This is a genomic window from Glaciecola sp. G7-5, assembly GCF_055808975.1.
On sequence record NZ_CM147892.1, the window covers coordinates 492225 to 508450 of the forward strand.

The following is a 16226-nucleotide window of genomic DNA, read 5'->3' on the forward strand; positions in this document are numbered from 1 at the left end:
AATCGGATGATACGCTATCACTGTCGATTGAAGAAGAAGCAAGTTGCCAACTCCTTCTCAAACATAAGCTTAAAACACATAAATGATGACAAGGACAGAAAATGTATGAGCTGATAAAACACATAATCGAGAAATTAGGAGATTTCGTTGGTCATAAACGCTGTTTTCTTTGTCATCAAAGTAGTTTATTGCTGATATGCCAATGCTGTCTCGCAGACACAAAGCTTCCTTTATTCCCAGTACCAGGACAAAACCTTTTAGCTTACCCAAAGGTATATGATAACTTGATGAGTCCAGCCTACGAGTCATTCATCGCACTTGGTCGCTATGAAGGGGTTTTGAAAGGATTAATAAACCAGCTTAAATTTTCTAGCAAGCCACTGGCAGCGAAGGTCTTGGCTGAGCTTTTTGATTACTATTTAGGATCTCGCATGCGCGCGCTACAAAATGTACCAGATGCACTTATTCCCATTCCACTGAGTAACACTAGGCATATAAGCAGGCAATATAATCAGGCAAGGTTACTATCGCAGGAGCTCGCTTCACGGTTTGGCATTCAAAGCGTAGATGGACTTAAGCGCACTAGGCATACAAAGCAGCAATCTCGTTTAAGTAAAAAAGATCGGCAAACTAACATTAGTCGTGCGTTTGCCATCAACAATATGTCTGATTTTAGCTCAGTCGCGATTGTGGATGACGTGGTTACCACTGGCGCTACCGTTAACGAAGCCTGTTTGACAATACAACAGGCATATCCGGAAACTAGCGTAAACGTTTGGAGTATTGCCGCTACTTTACGCTAGTTTAGTGTACTTATAATAAGCCAGACAAATATAGAGCATTAGCCGTTAGTTTGTTTGTGCCATCCCAATACCCTCTGAAATGAACGTTGTCAACAAAACCAATAACCGCCCCTTGTTGTTTTTTGACTGCAACAATCGCCACAGTATTGCGAATAAGTGCCTGCATTTCATCAGCTGAATAACCTGCCATTAAAGGTTCTTCAGTATATTTAGCGATATCAACAAAAGGATTATCACTTAAATTTAATACAAAATTACTCGTTTTAAACAAAGGCAAGGTTTCTCGTTCAAAACCAAAAAACAAGGGATGGCTTAGGTCGATTTTGCTTTCATAGACAGCTCCGGCAACCAACTTTTTAGCAGCCAAAGCATCTTGATCATCAAACTTTAAATCTTTCGTTGGGAACGCAAGGTCTAACGCTTCTTTAGAAACGGGTTCATTATCAATCCATTTGTTCTTCGCAAACCATTGTAATGCCGATTTTTGGCCAATTAACACGCCTCCTTCATTGACCCATGTATCAATCTTTTCAACAACTGAATCGCCAAGTACATTGTAGGCACCCGACGCAAATATAATATGCGTATATCTATCAAGATTTCTACTCTTTAAGTCACTCATATCCCATAGTGTTGCTGGTACACCTATGCGTGTGTCAAGATAATGCCAAATTTCGCCCACTTCATAGCTCGATGTCCCTTTACCGCCTATCATTAAGACTTCTGGTTTCTCAACGCTAATAAATTTGCGCGAGCCCAAATCAATACCGCTTGTCGTTAAGCCTGAGGTAATGGTATGGACATTAATATTATATAAATCTGCATAGCGTGTTAGCAATGAAAGTAGATTATCTGGTTGCTTAAGAGCCGCAGGAATAATAATGGCCCCTTTTTTGAAATCCACTTCTGCGTCAGGCGTTTTAGCCTTGAAATCAGCACCCGCCGCACGAACTTGTACACCCTCTTCCAACAAACTTTGTAACATTGCTGGCGCTTGGTGATCAAACCACTCAAACACATAAGCGTATTGATCTTCAAGCAACTTGGGTTTAATTGGACTCAACGCTTTATAGTCACTAAGGGACAACTTTCGGCTATTAGATGATTTAGTGGCGCTATAAGGCAAGTTAAATGCTAAGCCAATATTCCAATTAGAAACATCATAAAAGGTATTGTCAACGAAACGTTGGCGCTCACTAAATAAGGATTGTATTAGGCGATACTGATTTTGCGCAAGTGGTATAAAAATAGCCTTGTTTGCTTTATAGATCTTATCGTCTACTTCAATATCTTTTGTCACTAGACTTAGCTCAATCTTGTGCGATGTTAATATGTCAACCATGCGTTCAAATCGTGATACATCTTCTCCTTGGGCAACGATATAACCGGTGAAGTCGTCATCCTTTATGAGTTTTTGAGTGTCTCTATAAAACTGTTTTTGATAGGCAAGAATAGCAGCTTTATTGGCCATCGCCCCTTCAAAAGTGGACAATGAAGTGGTCACCTGGTTTTGAATGGTACGAGGAAAACTGAGTACACCATTAATCGATTCTTGCAAGTGACCGCGACTACTCGCTTGTTCAAACAAAATACCAATGCTGCCATGAGCATCGGGGTAAGTGGACCCTTTACCATAGTAAAAGTCATCAAAACTTTCTTGAGTAAAGTATAGCTGTTTGTCAGCATCTAAAGCTTTTGCATGAAACTCGGCAATTGCTCCTGTCAAGGTTGCATTCTGCGACGGCGTGAGCGGGTTTTTGCGTGACGCAACACCAGGCTGAAAGAAATAAGTACTGTTGGTGCCCATTTCGTGAAAATCAGTCAGTACATGAGGACGCCAATCGTGAAACTGTTTAATCCGTGCTTGAGACTCTGGGTGTGTCAAAAGTAACCAGTCTCGGTTTAAATCAAACCAGTAATGATTTGTGCGCCCGGCAGGCCAATCTTCCATATGCTCTTTGTGCATAGGATCAGATACAAGATTTTTACCTTTGTGCATATTTGCCCAATGAGCGAATCGCGCTAAGCCATCTGGATTTAGTGAAGGGTCCAACAGCACTATGTTTTCAGAGAGTAATTTATTCACTTCTGGGCTATTTGATGCCGCTAAATGATAAGCGACAAGCATAGATGCATTGCTACCCGATGGTTCGTTACCATGCACGCTATACCCCATGTACATAATCAATGGAGCATTAGGCCCCGATGCTTTACCCTGCGCGATATTTTCAATATGCGTTGCCTTTATATTTGAAATATTTTTCTGATTATCAGGCGACGTGATCGTTAGTAAAACAAGCTTGCGCTGTTCATGAGTCTGGCCTGTATAGTTGAGTGAAATTCGATCAGACTTTTCAGCCAACACTTCCATGTAGCGCAATAATTGGTCATGTCGAACATGCCATGTTCCAACGGGGTAGCCCAATACTTCTGATGGTAATGGAATATCCGTATTATAATTTTGGTTTTTCGGTAAGTAATCGACATCTTTTAGTTGTTCAGACGCTAAAACCTGAAACGTTGAAACAAACAGTATGGCTGCATAGACTGCTCGCTTGCAGAAGTTTTTTAACATATCGTCATTTTATCCTTTCTTTGTTTTATGTTGTAATTGTCGCTTAAAAGCAAACAAAAGTATAATTTTCGACTTCAAAAGTTTTTTCCGAAAAATTCATAAAAATGATTAATACTTGAGTGTTTTACTCAGGTAATATTTGTTATACTGGCACAAATACTTCCACAGAGGTGAATATGATAAATATTTCTGAATCAGCCCAAGCACATTTTGGCAAACTATTAGCACAGCAAGAAGCGGGTACAAATATACGTGTGTTCGTTATTAATCCCGGAACATCCAAAGCAGAATGTGGTGTATCATATTGCCCACCCGATGCGGTTGAGCCACAAGATAAACGCCTCAATTTTGATGGCTTCGACGCAGTTGTTGACGAAGAAAGTGTTCCCTTTTTAGAAGAAGCCGAAATTGATTTCGTGACTGACCAGATGGGTTCTCAACTAACGTTGAAGGCACCTAATGCTAAAGCGCGAAAAATATCAGATGATGCCCCTCTCATTGAACGTATTAATTACATGATCGAAAGTGAGATAAATCCTCAACTCGCTAGCCACGGTGGTCAGGTATCATTAGTTGAAGTTACCGAAGATGGCGCCGCAATATTACAATTTGGTGGTGGTTGCAACGGTTGTTCGATGGTTGATGTTACGCTTAAAGATGGCATAGAAAAACAAATGCTTGAGCAGTTCAAAGGTGAGATAACCAGCGTAAGAGATGAAACTGAGCATGAAGCCGGTGAGCATTCTTATTATTAACGAGTAATCTCAACAAGCAGAAAAGCGAGTGCACACTCGCTTTTCTTTTACAGAATATAATCACTTTTTTTCTGATACAAATACACATAGTAAGACCCTAGCAGTAGCCCCCTGAAGCTCAGAAAAACAAGCATTGCAATCCACAAGGATATATTTCCGCTTTGTTGCAAAAACCACCAAGTGGGCAAAAATCCAAACACAGTGCTGATGAACATGCTATCACGCATTGGTTTCCCTAAGCTTAAGCCAACAAATACACCATCAAATAAATAGCACCAATGCGATACCAGTGGAATAAGCACAACGATGTATGCGTAGTCTGCCATTAGCCCAATCAACTCACGGTGATGGGTAAGGAAACTAATAATTAGACTGTCCAGAAAATAAAAAAGTAACGAATAAACGATTGCAAAAAGCGATGACCATAGTAAACCAACCTTTACATGCAGATTGATTTTTAGTTTATCTTTAAGGCTTTTCGCTTCTCCAATTAGAGCCTCAACAGCATTAGCAATGCCATCTAAGCCTAAGGCTATGAGAGCAAAAAATTGCATGATAATGGCATTTATCGCTGCTGCTTGGGCGCCATACTGTGCACCTTTTAAGGTAATAAAAGCTAGAGTAAATTGTAGGATGAGATTACGCACAAACATGTGGCTATTAACTGACAACACGAGCTGAAGTTGCCGGTAAGTTGACCACTCGGCCAACACAGATGGTTTTAATCTGGACTGTCCAGAAACTGAAAAAAGGGTAAAACCTTTTTGCTTTCTTAGGTAGCTTTGCACCATCACCAAACCCGCAAACATCATCAAGTACTCAGCAACGACAGTCGCTGCGGCAACTCCTGTTACACCTAAGTCAAAACCGTAAACAAACAATAAGCTTAGTAATATGTTTGCAAGATTTATGATTATCTGTAATACCAAAACGTACTTCGTTTTTTGTTGCCCAATTAACCAACCAATTAAGACCATATTGATAAGTGCGCCAGGAGCGCCCCAAACACGGGTGTAAAAGTAAGCCTGCACATTGTTTGCTACGTCGGCACTTGCTTGCGCAAAATAAAGGCCACCAGAGACCACCGCGCTTTGTAGAACAATGATGACAAAAGCCAAAAACAATCCTAACATCGCTCCTTGGAAAAGCACTTTTACCGCTTGTAGTGGGTCGCTATTAATGGATTGCGCACTAAGTCCGGTTATCGACATTTTTATGAATCCACAGACCCAATAAAGCTGCGTAATGATCAAGCTACCAATTGCTGCGCCGGCCAAAATCGAAACGTCGTCCATGCGCCCCAAAATAGCCGTATCAACTAGTCCTAATATCGGCGTGGTAATGTTCGCCAATATAAGTGGAAAAGCTAACAATAGTAGTTGCTTGTGAGGTTTTGCAGAAAGAATGATAAACTTATCCTTTGTAAAATTCGTAAGCTATCTAGACAACTAATAGCATCTTGGCAGTATACATTACTTAGTAATTAATAATCACTGCGACGCTAAAACGATAAGGTTCCCTACAATGAAATGCTTCTACGTCAAAACAATCGCTGTCATGCAAACACTGTTGTTGTGCTTTGCCTCGTTTCTAGTAAGCGCGAAGGAGTACACATTAAATAACACAATTAACGAGCATAATCTCGTTATTCTCCAGTATCACCATGTATCTTCGAGTACACCAAATAGTACGAGTGTTACTCCAGAGACATTTGAAAAGCACATGCAGTTTTTGTCGAAGAATTATAAGGTAATAGATTTAGCTGAGGCCTTAAAGAAAATTCAAAGCAATCAAGTACTTCCCGATAAAAGTGTTGCCATAACCTTTGACGACGGATATACCAACATACTAACGAATGGTCATCCAATATTAAAGAAGTATAACTTTCCTTATACCGTGTTCATTAACCCCGCCATTATTGGCGAGTCCCAAGTACAGTTAACTTGGGAGCAGATCAAAGTTATGCAACCACTGGCAAGCTTTGCAAACCATACCTTAGACCATGCTCATTTATTGACCAAAAACGAAAATGAAGGACAAGCTAAATGGCTCAAAAGAGTAATGAGCGATGTAAATCAAGCCGAAAAGATAATAAGCGAAAAACTAGGTTACAGTAGAAAATGGCTCGCCTATCCTTTTGGGGAATTCAACCATGCACTTAAAGAGGAACTACTAGAACAGGGCTATATTGGTTTTGGCCAGCAATCTGGTTCGGTTGCCAATTACAGTGACTTTGGCGCCCTCCCAAGATTCCCTGCCGCAGGTATTTATGCAAACTTGGACAGTCTAGAAAATAAGTTAAATAGCTTTGCTATGCCGGTGACATCAATCAAACCAAACAACAACGAATTTTCATTACTGGACAGTCTAGATTTTATTGAAATGCAGGTTGAAGGGGACGATGTTCGTTTAACATCAATAACATGCTACTTTCAAGGGGACACATTGCCGATAGAACAAAACGGAAATACTGTCACCGTGACGCTCAATCATCAATTCAAGGCCGGCAGAGCCAGAGTAAATTGCACTGCACCTAGCAAGGCCCACAACGGTCGTTTCTATTGGTATTCATTTCCAATGTTTACTGCAACCAAAGAAGGTTATTTTTTAGACTGAGTAGCCTATAAGCTGTAGCACATCCGGAAAAATATTTGATGCGTACTTTCATACTCTGTTGAATTGTCGAGCGCGAATCCAGCGCCCGTGTAAAATCTCAGTGCTGCTACATTCTTGCTATCGACATCTAACACTATTTGCGTTTTGTGTTTTAGTTTTGCCTGGGAAATAGCGTAAGTAAGTAGTTTCTTTCCTATCCCCCTGCTGCGGTACTTTTCAATAACAGCAAGGTGACCAATACAAAGTTGATCGTCCTTCGGTGCCACAAAGGTGTTAGCTAGCTTATCGTTTGTTTTGAGTACATGAAGAATTTGCTCTGGGCTTAAGAAGTCTTTTAGGCTTTTGAGGGTATGTTCATGAAAAGACCGTGCGAGTTTATTATCCCACAACGTAATACAAGCAATTATTGACTTGCCGTCGGCAAGTACCAGCCGATGCCTTTTAGCACTGTATTGCCCGTCAGGTCGCGTCGATGCCTTGGCAATATAATCAAGCGCTTGTGCTTTGCCACCAAACAAATAGGGCAAGAGCACAGGCGCACTAGAGAAAACTAGAGAAGCGAAGGTAGCTGATGAGAACTTTTCAACAGTATCGCCATCTTTCAGTTCTATCACAACACTAGACTTGCATAAATTACTTGCTACTACCTAGCAATATGGGCATATCAGCAACTATTTGCTCAGTATCACTTATAGATAGTTCACCAACAACATGTTTAGGTTTGAACCGCCCAACAACATTGCCTTGAGGGTTGATAACAACGATTGAAGCACTGTGGTCAACCAAATAGTTTGGGTTATCGGTACTTTCACTCATTGAATACATCATACCCATGCTTCTTACAAGCGGAAACAATTGATCATGCGGGCCGGTAGCCGCCACAAAGTCAGGATTAAAATAATTTACATATTCATTTAAGCGTTCGATGGTGTCACGTTTTGGATCTACCGACAAAAACCAAATTTGTAAGGGCGTTGATACTGCCATGGCTTGTAGCTGGGGATACACTTTATTCATTTCTGCCAGCGTCACCGGGCAAATATCCGGGCAGAAGGTATAGCCAACAAAAGCGAGGGTCCACTTGCCATTTAAATCTGCGTTGGTGAAGGCTTCCCCCGTATTTTGGGTAATAGAAAAATCAGCGAGCTTGCGTGGCATAGGATACCAACTTAAGTGAGCCGTTTTGTCGCTGAGCGCTTGGGCTGATTCATTCTGCGCGCTTTTGTCATTAAATCCCGGGGGCGCTATCACCAGCGCAGCATAAATACCCGCACAAAAAACAACTAGTAACAACAAGCCTATCCATTTATTTTGCATTCATGTTTCCAGTTTTTACCTAGTCTTAGTAAGGAATATAGTGATCAACCAGTAAAACAACAAATAAGACCATCAGATGCAATATCGAAAACTTAAATGTCGCCATCGCTGTATCAGCTTGTGGTCTATATTTGAGTTTCAAGGCCATATACAAGAAATAAACGTTTAACATCGTCGACCCTAACAGGTAAACCATCCCGCTCATTCCTGTTAAATAGGGCAATGCACAAATCAAACATAGTAAGATAGTATATAGCACAATGCAGGTTTTGGTAAAATCGATACCATGGGTATTTGGCAACATTGGGATTTTAGCTTTGGCGTAGTCCTTTTCTCTGTGAATGGCTAGCGCCCAGAAATGTGGTGGTGTCCAAGTGAAAACAATAAGCACTAACAAGAGTCCATAAGCGTGAATTTCACCAGTAACAGCAGTCCAACCTAGTAGTGGAGGTGCAGCGCCTGCAAGCCCGCCAATCACGATATTTTGGGGGGTGGCACGTTTCAAGTACATAGTATAAATAACGGCATAACCAACTAGACTCAATAAAGTAAGCCAAGCGGTCAACATGTTGACATACACGGCAAGCGCAATAAAGCCAACGACTGCAAGTACAAGCGCGAAGATTAGTGCATTTTGAATTGACACCTTGCCTTTGGCAACTGGGCGGTTAAAAGTACGCGCCATCACGGAATCTATTTTATGATCAACAACATGATTGATAACGGCAGCTGCAGAAGAAAGTAGACCTATACCGAGCATACCCGCTACCAGAATGACGGGATCAACCCACGTGTTGGTTGCTAAACACATACCAACCAAAGCAGTTAACAATAGTAACATTACTACTCGTGGCTTTGTAAGCTCATAATAGTCTCGCCAAGTGGCTCTTCCTTGCTTAGAAGCTACTTTTTTAGTTGAAATCACAGCGGCAGATTTACTCATGCTCGGCTCCTTGCAAATTTTGTTAGGTGTCTACTTACGCGCGTTGGCATATCAATACTTCCTGTACATAGTGTAGGTGAGCAGTATCATCACCAACACTAAACATGCAGCAACAGCATTGTGCATAGTTGCGACGATCAATGGTAGTGCGTAAACCACATTACTTATACCCAAGGCTATTTGTATGCCCAGCACCACCAACATCAAAGAAGCCATTCGTTTTATCATGCCAGAGTCCGCCTTGGCATACAGGGCAACGGCCAACCAACAAAGATATAAAAACACAATGATGGCACCAAAGCGATGGGTGATATGCATGGTCATGCGCTCTTCATAAGGATGCACACCAAACTCATAGTTGTCTGCGTCGGGAACGCTAAACGCACCAGGGACGTTTAGTTTAGCGCTCCAATTCCCTTCGCAGATAGGTAATTCTGTACAAGCAAGTGACGCATAATTTGCCGACGTCCAACCGCCTAGCGCAATTTGTCCGACTAACAATACAATGCCAATTATACCAAACTTAGCGAAACGCCTCACTTTAGGATCGCCGCCAGGAATACGAAAATTCATCATCCGCAAATAGAGTAAAAACAAACATGATAAGACAGTGAATCCGCCTAGTAAGTGACCCATAACCACAACGGGCAATAAATTTAGGGTAACTGTCCACATCCCTAAGGCGCCTTGAAAACAAACCAGAATCAATAGAAAGAACGGCAGTTTAATAGGCCCTGATTTAGCCCTTAATCTTCGAACAAGAGACAATATAAAGATAAGTAGAATGACAAAACCTAAAGCGCTAGCAAAATATCGATGGATCATTTCGTTCCATGCTTTTTCTGCTTCGACAGGACGCTCAGGAAAAGCTTGATTTGCGGCGTCTACCAAGGACTCGCTTTGTGGAACAACAAGTTGCCCATAGCAACCAGGCCAATCTGGACAGCCTAAGCCGGCATCAGTAAGACGTGTATAAGCGCCTAAAATAATAACCACTAAGGCCAAAAAAATGCTAAAAAGCACTAACTTCTTCATTAAAAACTCTTTCCTACTACTTATCCGATCCTTGACAGCTTTAACAGCTTTTTAAGATCAGCAAGAATATCTCGACTGTCCATAATGGCTTGTTGTTTGTCTGCGGTAACTGGATACCGTAGCACAACGTTGTGTAAAGTATCGGAGATGAAAATAGCATTTATATCGGTGCTTTTAAACACTTCATTTACATTTATTGTGCTTTTTTGTAACACACTCGCACCACTAAAGCTTTGGGCTTTGCTCACAGCAGCCTGACTTGAGTTGCTACTGTAAATAAAAAGGGCGTTGACACGGTCTGCCTCTTTTCCCGTCGCCATCACTATTTGATTGACCGCGTACAATGCGTTGTCACAGGCCAAATCGCAAGTTTCTGGAATAATGTAAAGTAAATGCCACTTGGCCTCACTATCTTCAATCAAAGACGCAGCCTCTATTACCGGTTGCAGTAGTTCGCCGCGGTTAGTTGATGCCTTATTAAACCAGTCAAACTGTAGCGCAATATAGGCAAGTATTACTGGTAACACAAAAACGGCGATCATTATTAGCAAACTGCGTTTATTCTTCGTATTTTCTACACTCATTCTTTTCTCATCTAGATCTTATTGTTTTGGCTGTGGTTTATTTTTACTGTTCGTTATTACCGGTTGGGGAAGGTGCTTGCATCCACTTTAATAAAGACAACAGATAAACCGTTAAAGCGGCTATTGCGAGGCCAAACCATTGTATGGCATAGCCTAAATGTTTTTCGGGGCTCATCGACACCGCTTGCCATTGTCGCACAAAACCCGAATCATCAGGAAGTAATCTAAGTGTTGCAGGCAGTACTTTTTCGCCTAAATGCATGCTAATTTCATTCAAATCTAATTGTTGAAGTAATACTGGGAACTGACCGTAGGCCGTATTCGTTTCTCGAATCAAACTATTGTTTGTTGGCAAGTAAACAATACCGGTAACAGAGCTAAATGAAACAGGCTGTATATCGGGCAAGTCAGCGCGCACGCCTGTGGAGGCCACCCAGCCAAGATTTACCATTACCAATCCTTCACTGGTGTCAAAAGGCACGAGAACATGAAAACCAGCTACGCCGTCGACGATTTTATTATCGATATAAAAGTACTTGTTTATTATTTTACCCGTCCCCGATACAACATAGTCTTGGTAATTATCAATCTTTTTGAATGCCTTTGCTAAATCGATATTTTCACTGAGTTTGGCCTTTTCAATATTACTTAGGCGCTGTTCTTTTTCTGCTTTACGGTCTAATTGCCAAAAACCTAAGCCAATCATGATGACAATTGCCACAAAAGCGACTAATGTAGCTACAAAGGGTATTCGTTTTTTGGGGCGCTTACTTGACATTCAAAAACTCAATTTAGGTATTAGTGTGAACCAATAGCCTACAAACCGTCGTTGCAGAGCAGAAAAAAGATTAGGAATTGAAATGGCCATAAAGATTATTGTGTTAGCGTTGCTTGTATTTATGGTGTTCAACCTGTTCAAAGCGATGAAGGTAATGCTAAAAAATGACTCATCAGAACCAATGAGTAAGTTTATAGGACGTAGGGTATTGGCGTCAGTGATAATAGTTGCGTTGTTACTAATTGCAATTGCCACGGGCTTGATAACACCAAACCCGCGACCCTACTAAGTTATAGAATATAAACGAAGAAAAACAACATTACCCATACCACATCTACGAAATGCCAGTACCAAGCGCCCGCTTGAAAAGCAAAATGCTCTTTGGGTGTAAAGTGGCCCCAGAAAACTCTAAACAACATTACCGCCAATATAATCGTACCTAAAGTTACATGTAAACCATGAAACCCAGTCAGCAAAAAGAAGGTGTTGCCGTAAACGCCAGAATCTAGTGTTAAACCAATGTCATAAGCGTGTATATACTCGTATGCTTGCAGCCCTAAAAAAATTACGCCTAGTAATATTGTTAACCCTAACCATATTTTTACCAACAGTCGTTTGTTCTGCTCTAGGCCAACATGTGCAAAATGCAGCGTAACAGAAGATATGAGTAGAATAACCGTATTCGCTAGCGGTAAACCATACCAACTCATGGCGGTAGAAGAATCTCCACCAGGTGTGGTGAGCAGCGGCCATACGGCTTCAAAGCTTGGCCATAAAACCTCATTGGTCATGGCATTGTTTGATGCACCGCCAAGCCAAGGAACCGATATCGTACGCGCATAAAACAATGCACCAAAAAATGCCGCAAAGAACATGACTTCCGAAAATATAAACCATGACATACCTTGTCTATAAGAACGCCCTAGCTGCGCGCTGTATAGGCCAGACATAGATTCATCAATTTGATTTTTAAACCAGCCGACTATCATAATCAATAATAGAGCCAAGCCTGCAATAAGCGTATAGGCACCAAACCCGTCTTTATCTTTCGTCGACTCGATAACAAAATTTCCTGCACCTACTGCGATTAAAAACAACGCTACCGCGCCTACTATTGGCCAAACACTTTGTGCTGGCACATAGTATTTTTGATATTGTTCTTGAGCCATATTGTTCTCCGTTCCCTAATTCATTACCACATCAACTGTCTCTTCTTTAGCAGTTTCTGTGATGTCATAAAGTGTATATTGTAATGTAAAGAATGTAATATCTTCCGGAAGCTGTGGGTCAATGTAGAACACCATTGGCATTAAAGCTTCTTCGCCCGCTTTGAGCGGTTGGTGCTGGAAACAAAAACATTCTGTTTTATTAAGATATAGCGCAGCCATTCCCGGCGAAACCGACGGTACAGCTTGTGCTATTATGTCGCGATTAGTTGGATTTCTAACATAAAAAGCAACCTCACCCATTTGTCCTGGATGCACATCAATTTTTCTTGTTTGCGCGGTGAATTCCCACGGCATACCCGAATTGGTGCGCGTAATAAAATCGACGGTAATTGTGCGCGTTTCGTCTACCTCAACTGCGGAATAAACAGCCGCTTCATCGCTTGTTTTGCCATTAAGCCCGGTTACTTTACAAAATACATCGTAAAGCGGCACCAAGGCAAAAGCAAAACAGAACATACCTAGCACCATCAGCAATATTTTGCCGACGGTCTTGCTATGATCTTGCGCAACACGAGCCGATGGCTGAGGTGTCCCACCTGCATCGGCTGTGTTTATGTCATCGTTCACCTGTTTCATTGAATAAATCTATTATTTCACGACAGGTGGTGTTTCAAATGTGTGATACGGGGCTGGTGAAGGAATTTCCCACTCTAAGCCTTCAGCACCATCCCACACTTGGCTAGACACGGGCTCACCTTGATGACGGCAAGCTTTTATTAATAGAGCCAAGAAAATGAGTTGTGAAAGACCAAATGCAAAACCACCCACTGAAATCCACTTATTGAAGTCAGCAAACTGTAGGGCATAATCAGGAATACGGCGTGGCATACCAGCTAAACCTACAAAATGCATAGGGAAGAACAAGACATTTACCGACACTAATGAGCACCAAAAATGCCATTTCGCGAGGGTGATATCAAACATTTTGCCAGTCCATTTTGGAAGCCAATAATAAACCGCTGCCATAATTGAGAATACGGCACCGGTAACAAGTACGTAATGGAAATGCGCAACAACAAAATAGGTGTCATGGTACTGGAAGTCAGCTGGCACTATCGCTAGCATCAAGCCGGATAAACCACCTATTGTGAATAGCACGATAAAGGCAATGGCAAACATCATTGGTATTTCAAAGCTTAAGGAGCCACGCCACATCGTCGCTACCCAGTTAAATACTTTAACGCCTGTTGGCACAGATATCAGCATAGTCGCAATCATGAAAAACATCTCATACGCGACAGGCATGCCTGTAGTAAACATGTGATGCGCCCAAACAACGAAGCTTAATAAGGCAATCGACGCCGTTGCATAAACCATTGAAGCGTAACCAAATAACTTCTTGCGCGAAAAGGTTGGCACAATCTGAGAGATAATCCCAAAGGCTGGGAGAATCATAATGTATACTTCAGGGTGACCAAAGAACCAGAATATATGCTGGAACAATACTGGGTCGCCACCACCGGCCGCATCAAAGAAGCTGGTACCGAAGAACTTATCAGTTAATACCATGGTTACGGCTGCCGCGAGTACTGGCATAACAGCAATTAACAAGAAGGCTGTTATTAACCACGTCCATACGAACAATGGCATCTTCATGTAAGTCATACCAGGTGCACGCATGTTAAATATTGTCACAATAACGTTAATCGCGCCCATTATCGAACTTATGCCCATTATGTGGACAGAGAAAACAAATAAGGCTGTACTATCGCCACTATAGGTAGTTGATAAAGGTGCATAGAAAGTCCAACCAAACGCCGGACCGCCGCCTTCCATGAATAGCGAGGATAGTAAAATCAAGAAAGCGAAAGGTAATATCCAAAAGCTCCAGTTATTCATACGTGGCAAAGCCATATCTGGCGCGCCAATCATCATCGGAATTAGCCAATTCGCCAAGCCAGTAAATGCTGGCATTACTGCACCAAAGACCATTATCAAGCCATGGACGGTGGTCATTTGGTTGAAGAAATTAGGTTCAACTATTTGCAGTCCCGGCTGGAAAAGCTCTGCACGAATGACCATTGCCATAGCACCGCCCACCAAAAACATGATGAAAGCGAACCATAAGTATAAGGTACCAATGTCTTTATGATTTGTTGTTAGTAACCAGCGCATTATCCCCGCAGGGGCGCCGTGGTGATGATCATCATGGCCATCGTGGTCATGACTCGTTGAATGAGTAGTGTCAGTAGTGGTAGACATTTTTTACTCCTTACCATTCATTATTGCGTTAACGTCTTTTGCCTGTACTAGGTCACCAGTGTTGTTACCCCAAGCATTACGCTCATAAGTAACCACAGCGGCAATTTCTGACATTGTTAATTGTTTAGCGAATGAAGCCATCGATGTACCGGGGCTACCTTCTACGATAATTCTGATGTGCCCTGGGATATCCTCAAGAGCCAATGCTGAACCTTTAAGTGCTGGGAATACACCGGGCAAGCCTTCACCGTTAGGCATATGGCACGCAGCACATACTGAATCATAAATACCTTTACCTTGTGACATTGCTTCTTCCATGGTCATATTCATGGCAAGTAAACGCTGTTCTTCTTCCCGAGCGCGCTGAGCCATCGCTTCTTGCTCAGCCACCCAAGCATCATATTCAGCCGGGTCTTTAGCAACAACGACAATAGGCATAAACCCATGGTCTTTACCACAAAGCTCAGCGCACTGGCCGCGATACACACCAGGGGTATTTACTTTCGTCCAAGCTTCGTTAATAAAGCCTGGGTTAGCATCTTTTTTGACCGCAAAATCAGGTACCCACCAAGAATGGATAACATCATCTGAGGTAATTAGAAATCGTACTTTTTTACCTGTTGGAATAACGAGTGGACGGTCAACTTCTAGCAGATAGTTTTCTGTCTTGGTGAGTTCGTTGCGAATTTGTCCCTGCTCAGTAGCTAACACCGAGAAATACTCAATGTCATTATCCATATAGCGATAGTTCCACTTCCACTGCGACCCAGTTACTAAAATTGAAACGTCGGCTTTACTCGCGTCTTCCATGTCAATCAGCGTATAGGCGGCAGGAACTGCCATAAAAATCAAAATGATGAAAGGCACTACCGTCCATACGACTTCAACGGTTAAATTCTCATGAAAGTTGGCTGCTTTTGCACCTTTTGACTTGCGATGTACCACCATTGAGTAAAACATGACGGTAAATACGACCACTGCGATGACAACACAAATCCCAAACATGAGCATGTGCAAATCGTAAACTTGGTTACTGATATCTGAGACGCCTGGGCGCATGTTCAAATCTGACCGGCCAGTATCGACCACATCCGCTGCAAAGCTTGAGCAAGCAACTAAGAAAAGAGACAGAGAAGAAATGATATTTCTGAACTTCACACTAACACTCCCGTTACGCCTAACAAGTCGAATTTGGTTCTAAAAAAACGAGAAAACACGATTTGCAGACATAGTTTTAAATTAAAGTAATACATTTGTTCTTTTTTTGTTAATAGCGGCACAATAATCTTTCAATTCGCTTCAGTAGTCTAGTGTTTTATCGTTTTTTTTTGCTGAATATCATCGCGTTTTTCGATTTAACAGTAAAACACGCATACAAAAAAGGACAGT

16 protein-coding genes are annotated in these 16226 nt (G+C 41.8%); 4 read left to right on the forward strand and 12 right to left on the reverse strand.

Translation table 11 applies throughout. The features are described 5' to 3' along the window. The first annotated feature begins 287 nt into the window (after positions 1-287). Positions 288-803: a ComF family protein gene (locus AC0L6H_RS02110; protein ID WP_473392299.1), complete on the forward strand. Its 516-nt coding sequence runs from the start codon at positions 288-290 to the stop codon at positions 801-803. Positions 804-813: 10 nt separating this feature from the next. Here AC0L6H_RS02110 and AC0L6H_RS02115 read toward each other — a convergent pair whose 3' ends face one another. Next, positions 814-3378 carry a M14 metallopeptidase family protein gene (locus tag AC0L6H_RS02115; RefSeq protein ID WP_473392302.1) on the reverse strand — a complete coding sequence of 855 codons (2565 nt, stop codon included), beginning with the start codon at positions 3376-3378 and terminating at the stop codon, positions 814-816. A gap of 176 nt (positions 3379-3554) precedes the next feature. On the opposite strand from AC0L6H_RS02115, the gene nfuA reads away from it, so the two are divergent. After that, entirely contained in the window at positions 3555-4133 is a 579-nt protein-coding gene (nfuA, locus tag AC0L6H_RS02120; protein WP_473392304.1) for a Fe-S biogenesis protein NfuA, read from the forward strand. Positions 4134-4180: 47 nt separating this feature from the next. On the opposite strand, the gene AC0L6H_RS02125 is transcribed toward nfuA, so the two are convergent. After that, positions 4181-5506, reverse strand: a complete 1326-nt coding sequence (locus AC0L6H_RS02125; protein WP_473392306.1) for an MATE family efflux transporter — start codon at positions 5504-5506, stop codon at positions 4181-4183. A gap of 151 nt (positions 5507-5657) precedes the next feature. On the opposite strand from AC0L6H_RS02125, the gene AC0L6H_RS02130 reads away from it, so the two are divergent. Beyond that, positions 5658-6749, forward strand: a complete 1092-nt coding sequence (locus AC0L6H_RS02130; protein WP_473392307.1) for a polysaccharide deacetylase family protein — start codon at positions 5658-5660, stop codon at positions 6747-6749. A 5-nt stretch (positions 6750-6754) separates the two neighbouring features. Here the strand turns inward: AC0L6H_RS02130 and AC0L6H_RS02135 are convergent, their stop codons facing one another. From AC0L6H_RS02135 to AC0L6H_RS02160, 6 genes are read right to left on the reverse strand one after another with little or no spacing between them, the layout of a single operon-like run. Continuing rightward, complete coding sequence (locus AC0L6H_RS02135) at positions 6755-7363, reverse strand: GNAT family N-acetyltransferase (RefSeq protein WP_473392308.1); 609 nt, start codon at positions 7361-7363, stop codon at positions 6755-6757. Between the two features lie 19 nt (positions 7364-7382). After that, a complete protein-coding gene (locus AC0L6H_RS02140; RefSeq protein WP_473392309.1) occupies positions 7383-8066 on the reverse strand; it encodes an SCO family protein in 684 nt (227 codons plus the stop codon). Positions 8067-8091: 25 nt separating this feature from the next. Beyond that, positions 8092-9009 carry a heme o synthase gene (gene cyoE, locus AC0L6H_RS02145; RefSeq protein ID WP_473392311.1) on the reverse strand — a complete coding sequence of 306 codons (918 nt, stop codon included), beginning with the start codon at positions 9007-9009 and terminating at the stop codon, positions 8092-8094. A 51-nt stretch (positions 9010-9060) separates the two neighbouring features. Then, on the reverse strand, positions 9061-10044 hold the full coding sequence (locus AC0L6H_RS02150; protein WP_473392312.1) for a COX15/CtaA family protein: 984 nt from the start codon (positions 10042-10044) through the stop codon (positions 9061-9063). Between the two features lie 20 nt (positions 10045-10064). After that, the gene (locus AC0L6H_RS02155; protein WP_473392313.1) at positions 10065-10628 is read right to left on the reverse strand and encodes a hypothetical protein; all 564 of its coding nucleotides are present in this window, start codon (positions 10626-10628) and stop codon (positions 10065-10067) included. A 43-nt stretch (positions 10629-10671) separates the two neighbouring features. Continuing rightward, the gene (locus AC0L6H_RS02160) at positions 10672-11406 is read right to left on the reverse strand and encodes an SURF1 family protein (RefSeq protein WP_473392315.1); all 735 of its coding nucleotides are present in this window, start codon (positions 11404-11406) and stop codon (positions 10672-10674) included. 82 nt (positions 11407-11488) lie between these two features. Between AC0L6H_RS02160 and AC0L6H_RS02165 the strand changes: the two genes are divergently transcribed. Further along, a complete protein-coding gene (locus AC0L6H_RS02165; RefSeq protein ID WP_473392316.1) occupies positions 11489-11695 on the forward strand; it encodes a DUF2909 domain-containing protein in 207 nt (68 codons plus the stop codon). Position 11696: 1 nt separating this feature from the next. Here the strand turns inward: AC0L6H_RS02165 and AC0L6H_RS02170 are convergent, their stop codons facing one another. From AC0L6H_RS02170 to coxB, 4 genes are read right to left on the reverse strand one after another with little or no spacing between them, the layout of a single operon-like run. Continuing rightward, entirely contained in the window at positions 11697-12575 is an 879-nt protein-coding gene (locus tag AC0L6H_RS02170) for a cytochrome c oxidase subunit 3 (RefSeq protein ID WP_473392317.1), read from the reverse strand. 15 nt (positions 12576-12590) lie between these two features. Beyond that, the gene (locus AC0L6H_RS02175; RefSeq protein WP_473392319.1) at positions 12591-13211 is read right to left on the reverse strand and encodes a cytochrome c oxidase assembly protein; all 621 of its coding nucleotides are present in this window, start codon (positions 13209-13211) and stop codon (positions 12591-12593) included. Positions 13212-13223: 12 nt separating this feature from the next. Continuing rightward, the gene (gene ctaD / locus AC0L6H_RS02180; protein WP_473392320.1) at positions 13224-14837 is read right to left on the reverse strand and encodes a cytochrome c oxidase subunit I; all 1614 of its coding nucleotides are present in this window, start codon (positions 14835-14837) and stop codon (positions 13224-13226) included. A gap of 3 nt (positions 14838-14840) precedes the next feature. Next, positions 14841-15995, reverse strand: a complete 1155-nt coding sequence (coxB, locus tag AC0L6H_RS02185; RefSeq protein WP_473392321.1) for a cytochrome c oxidase subunit II — start codon at positions 15993-15995, stop codon at positions 14841-14843. Positions 15996-16226: the final 231 nt, after the last annotated feature.

Bases quoted from the DNA above. Each gene is read 5' to 3' on its own strand.
- AC0L6H_RS02110 (WP_473392299.1), top strand. From the start codon at position 288: ATGAGTCCAGCCTACGAGTCATTCATCGCACTTGGTCGCTATGAAGGG.
- AC0L6H_RS02115 (WP_473392302.1), bottom strand. From the start codon at position 3,378: ATGTTAAAAAACTTCTGCAAGCGAGCAGTCTATGCAGCCATACTGTTT.
- nfuA (WP_473392304.1), top strand. From the start codon at position 3,555: ATGATAAATATTTCTGAATCAGCCCAAGCACATTTTGGCAAACTATTA.
- AC0L6H_RS02130 (WP_473392307.1), top strand. From the start codon at position 5,658: ATGAAATGCTTCTACGTCAAAACAATCGCTGTCATGCAAACACTGTTG.
- AC0L6H_RS02140 (WP_473392309.1), bottom strand. From the start codon at position 8,066: ATGCAAAATAAATGGATAGGCTTGTTGTTACTAGTTGTTTTTTGTGCG.
- cyoE (WP_473392311.1), bottom strand. From the start codon at position 9,009: ATGAGTAAATCTGCCGCTGTGATTTCAACTAAAAAAGTAGCTTCTAAG.
- AC0L6H_RS02150 (WP_473392312.1), bottom strand. From the start codon at position 10,044: ATGAAGAAGTTAGTGCTTTTTAGCATTTTTTTGGCCTTAGTGGTTATT.
- AC0L6H_RS02155 (WP_473392313.1), bottom strand. From the start codon at position 10,628: ATGAGTGTAGAAAATACGAAGAATAAACGCAGTTTGCTAATAATGATC.
- AC0L6H_RS02160 (WP_473392315.1), bottom strand. From the start codon at position 11,406: ATGTCAAGTAAGCGCCCCAAAAAACGAATACCCTTTGTAGCTACATTA.
- AC0L6H_RS02165 (WP_473392316.1), top strand. From the start codon at position 11,489: ATGGCCATAAAGATTATTGTGTTAGCGTTGCTTGTATTTATGGTGTTC.
- AC0L6H_RS02170 (WP_473392317.1), bottom strand. From the start codon at position 12,575: ATGGCTCAAGAACAATATCAAAAATACTATGTGCCAGCACAAAGTGTT.
- AC0L6H_RS02175 (WP_473392319.1), bottom strand. From the start codon at position 13,211: ATGAAACAGGTGAACGATGACATAAACACAGCCGATGCAGGTGGGACA.
- ctaD (WP_473392320.1), bottom strand. From the start codon at position 14,837: ATGTCTACCACTACTGACACTACTCATTCAACGAGTCATGACCACGAT.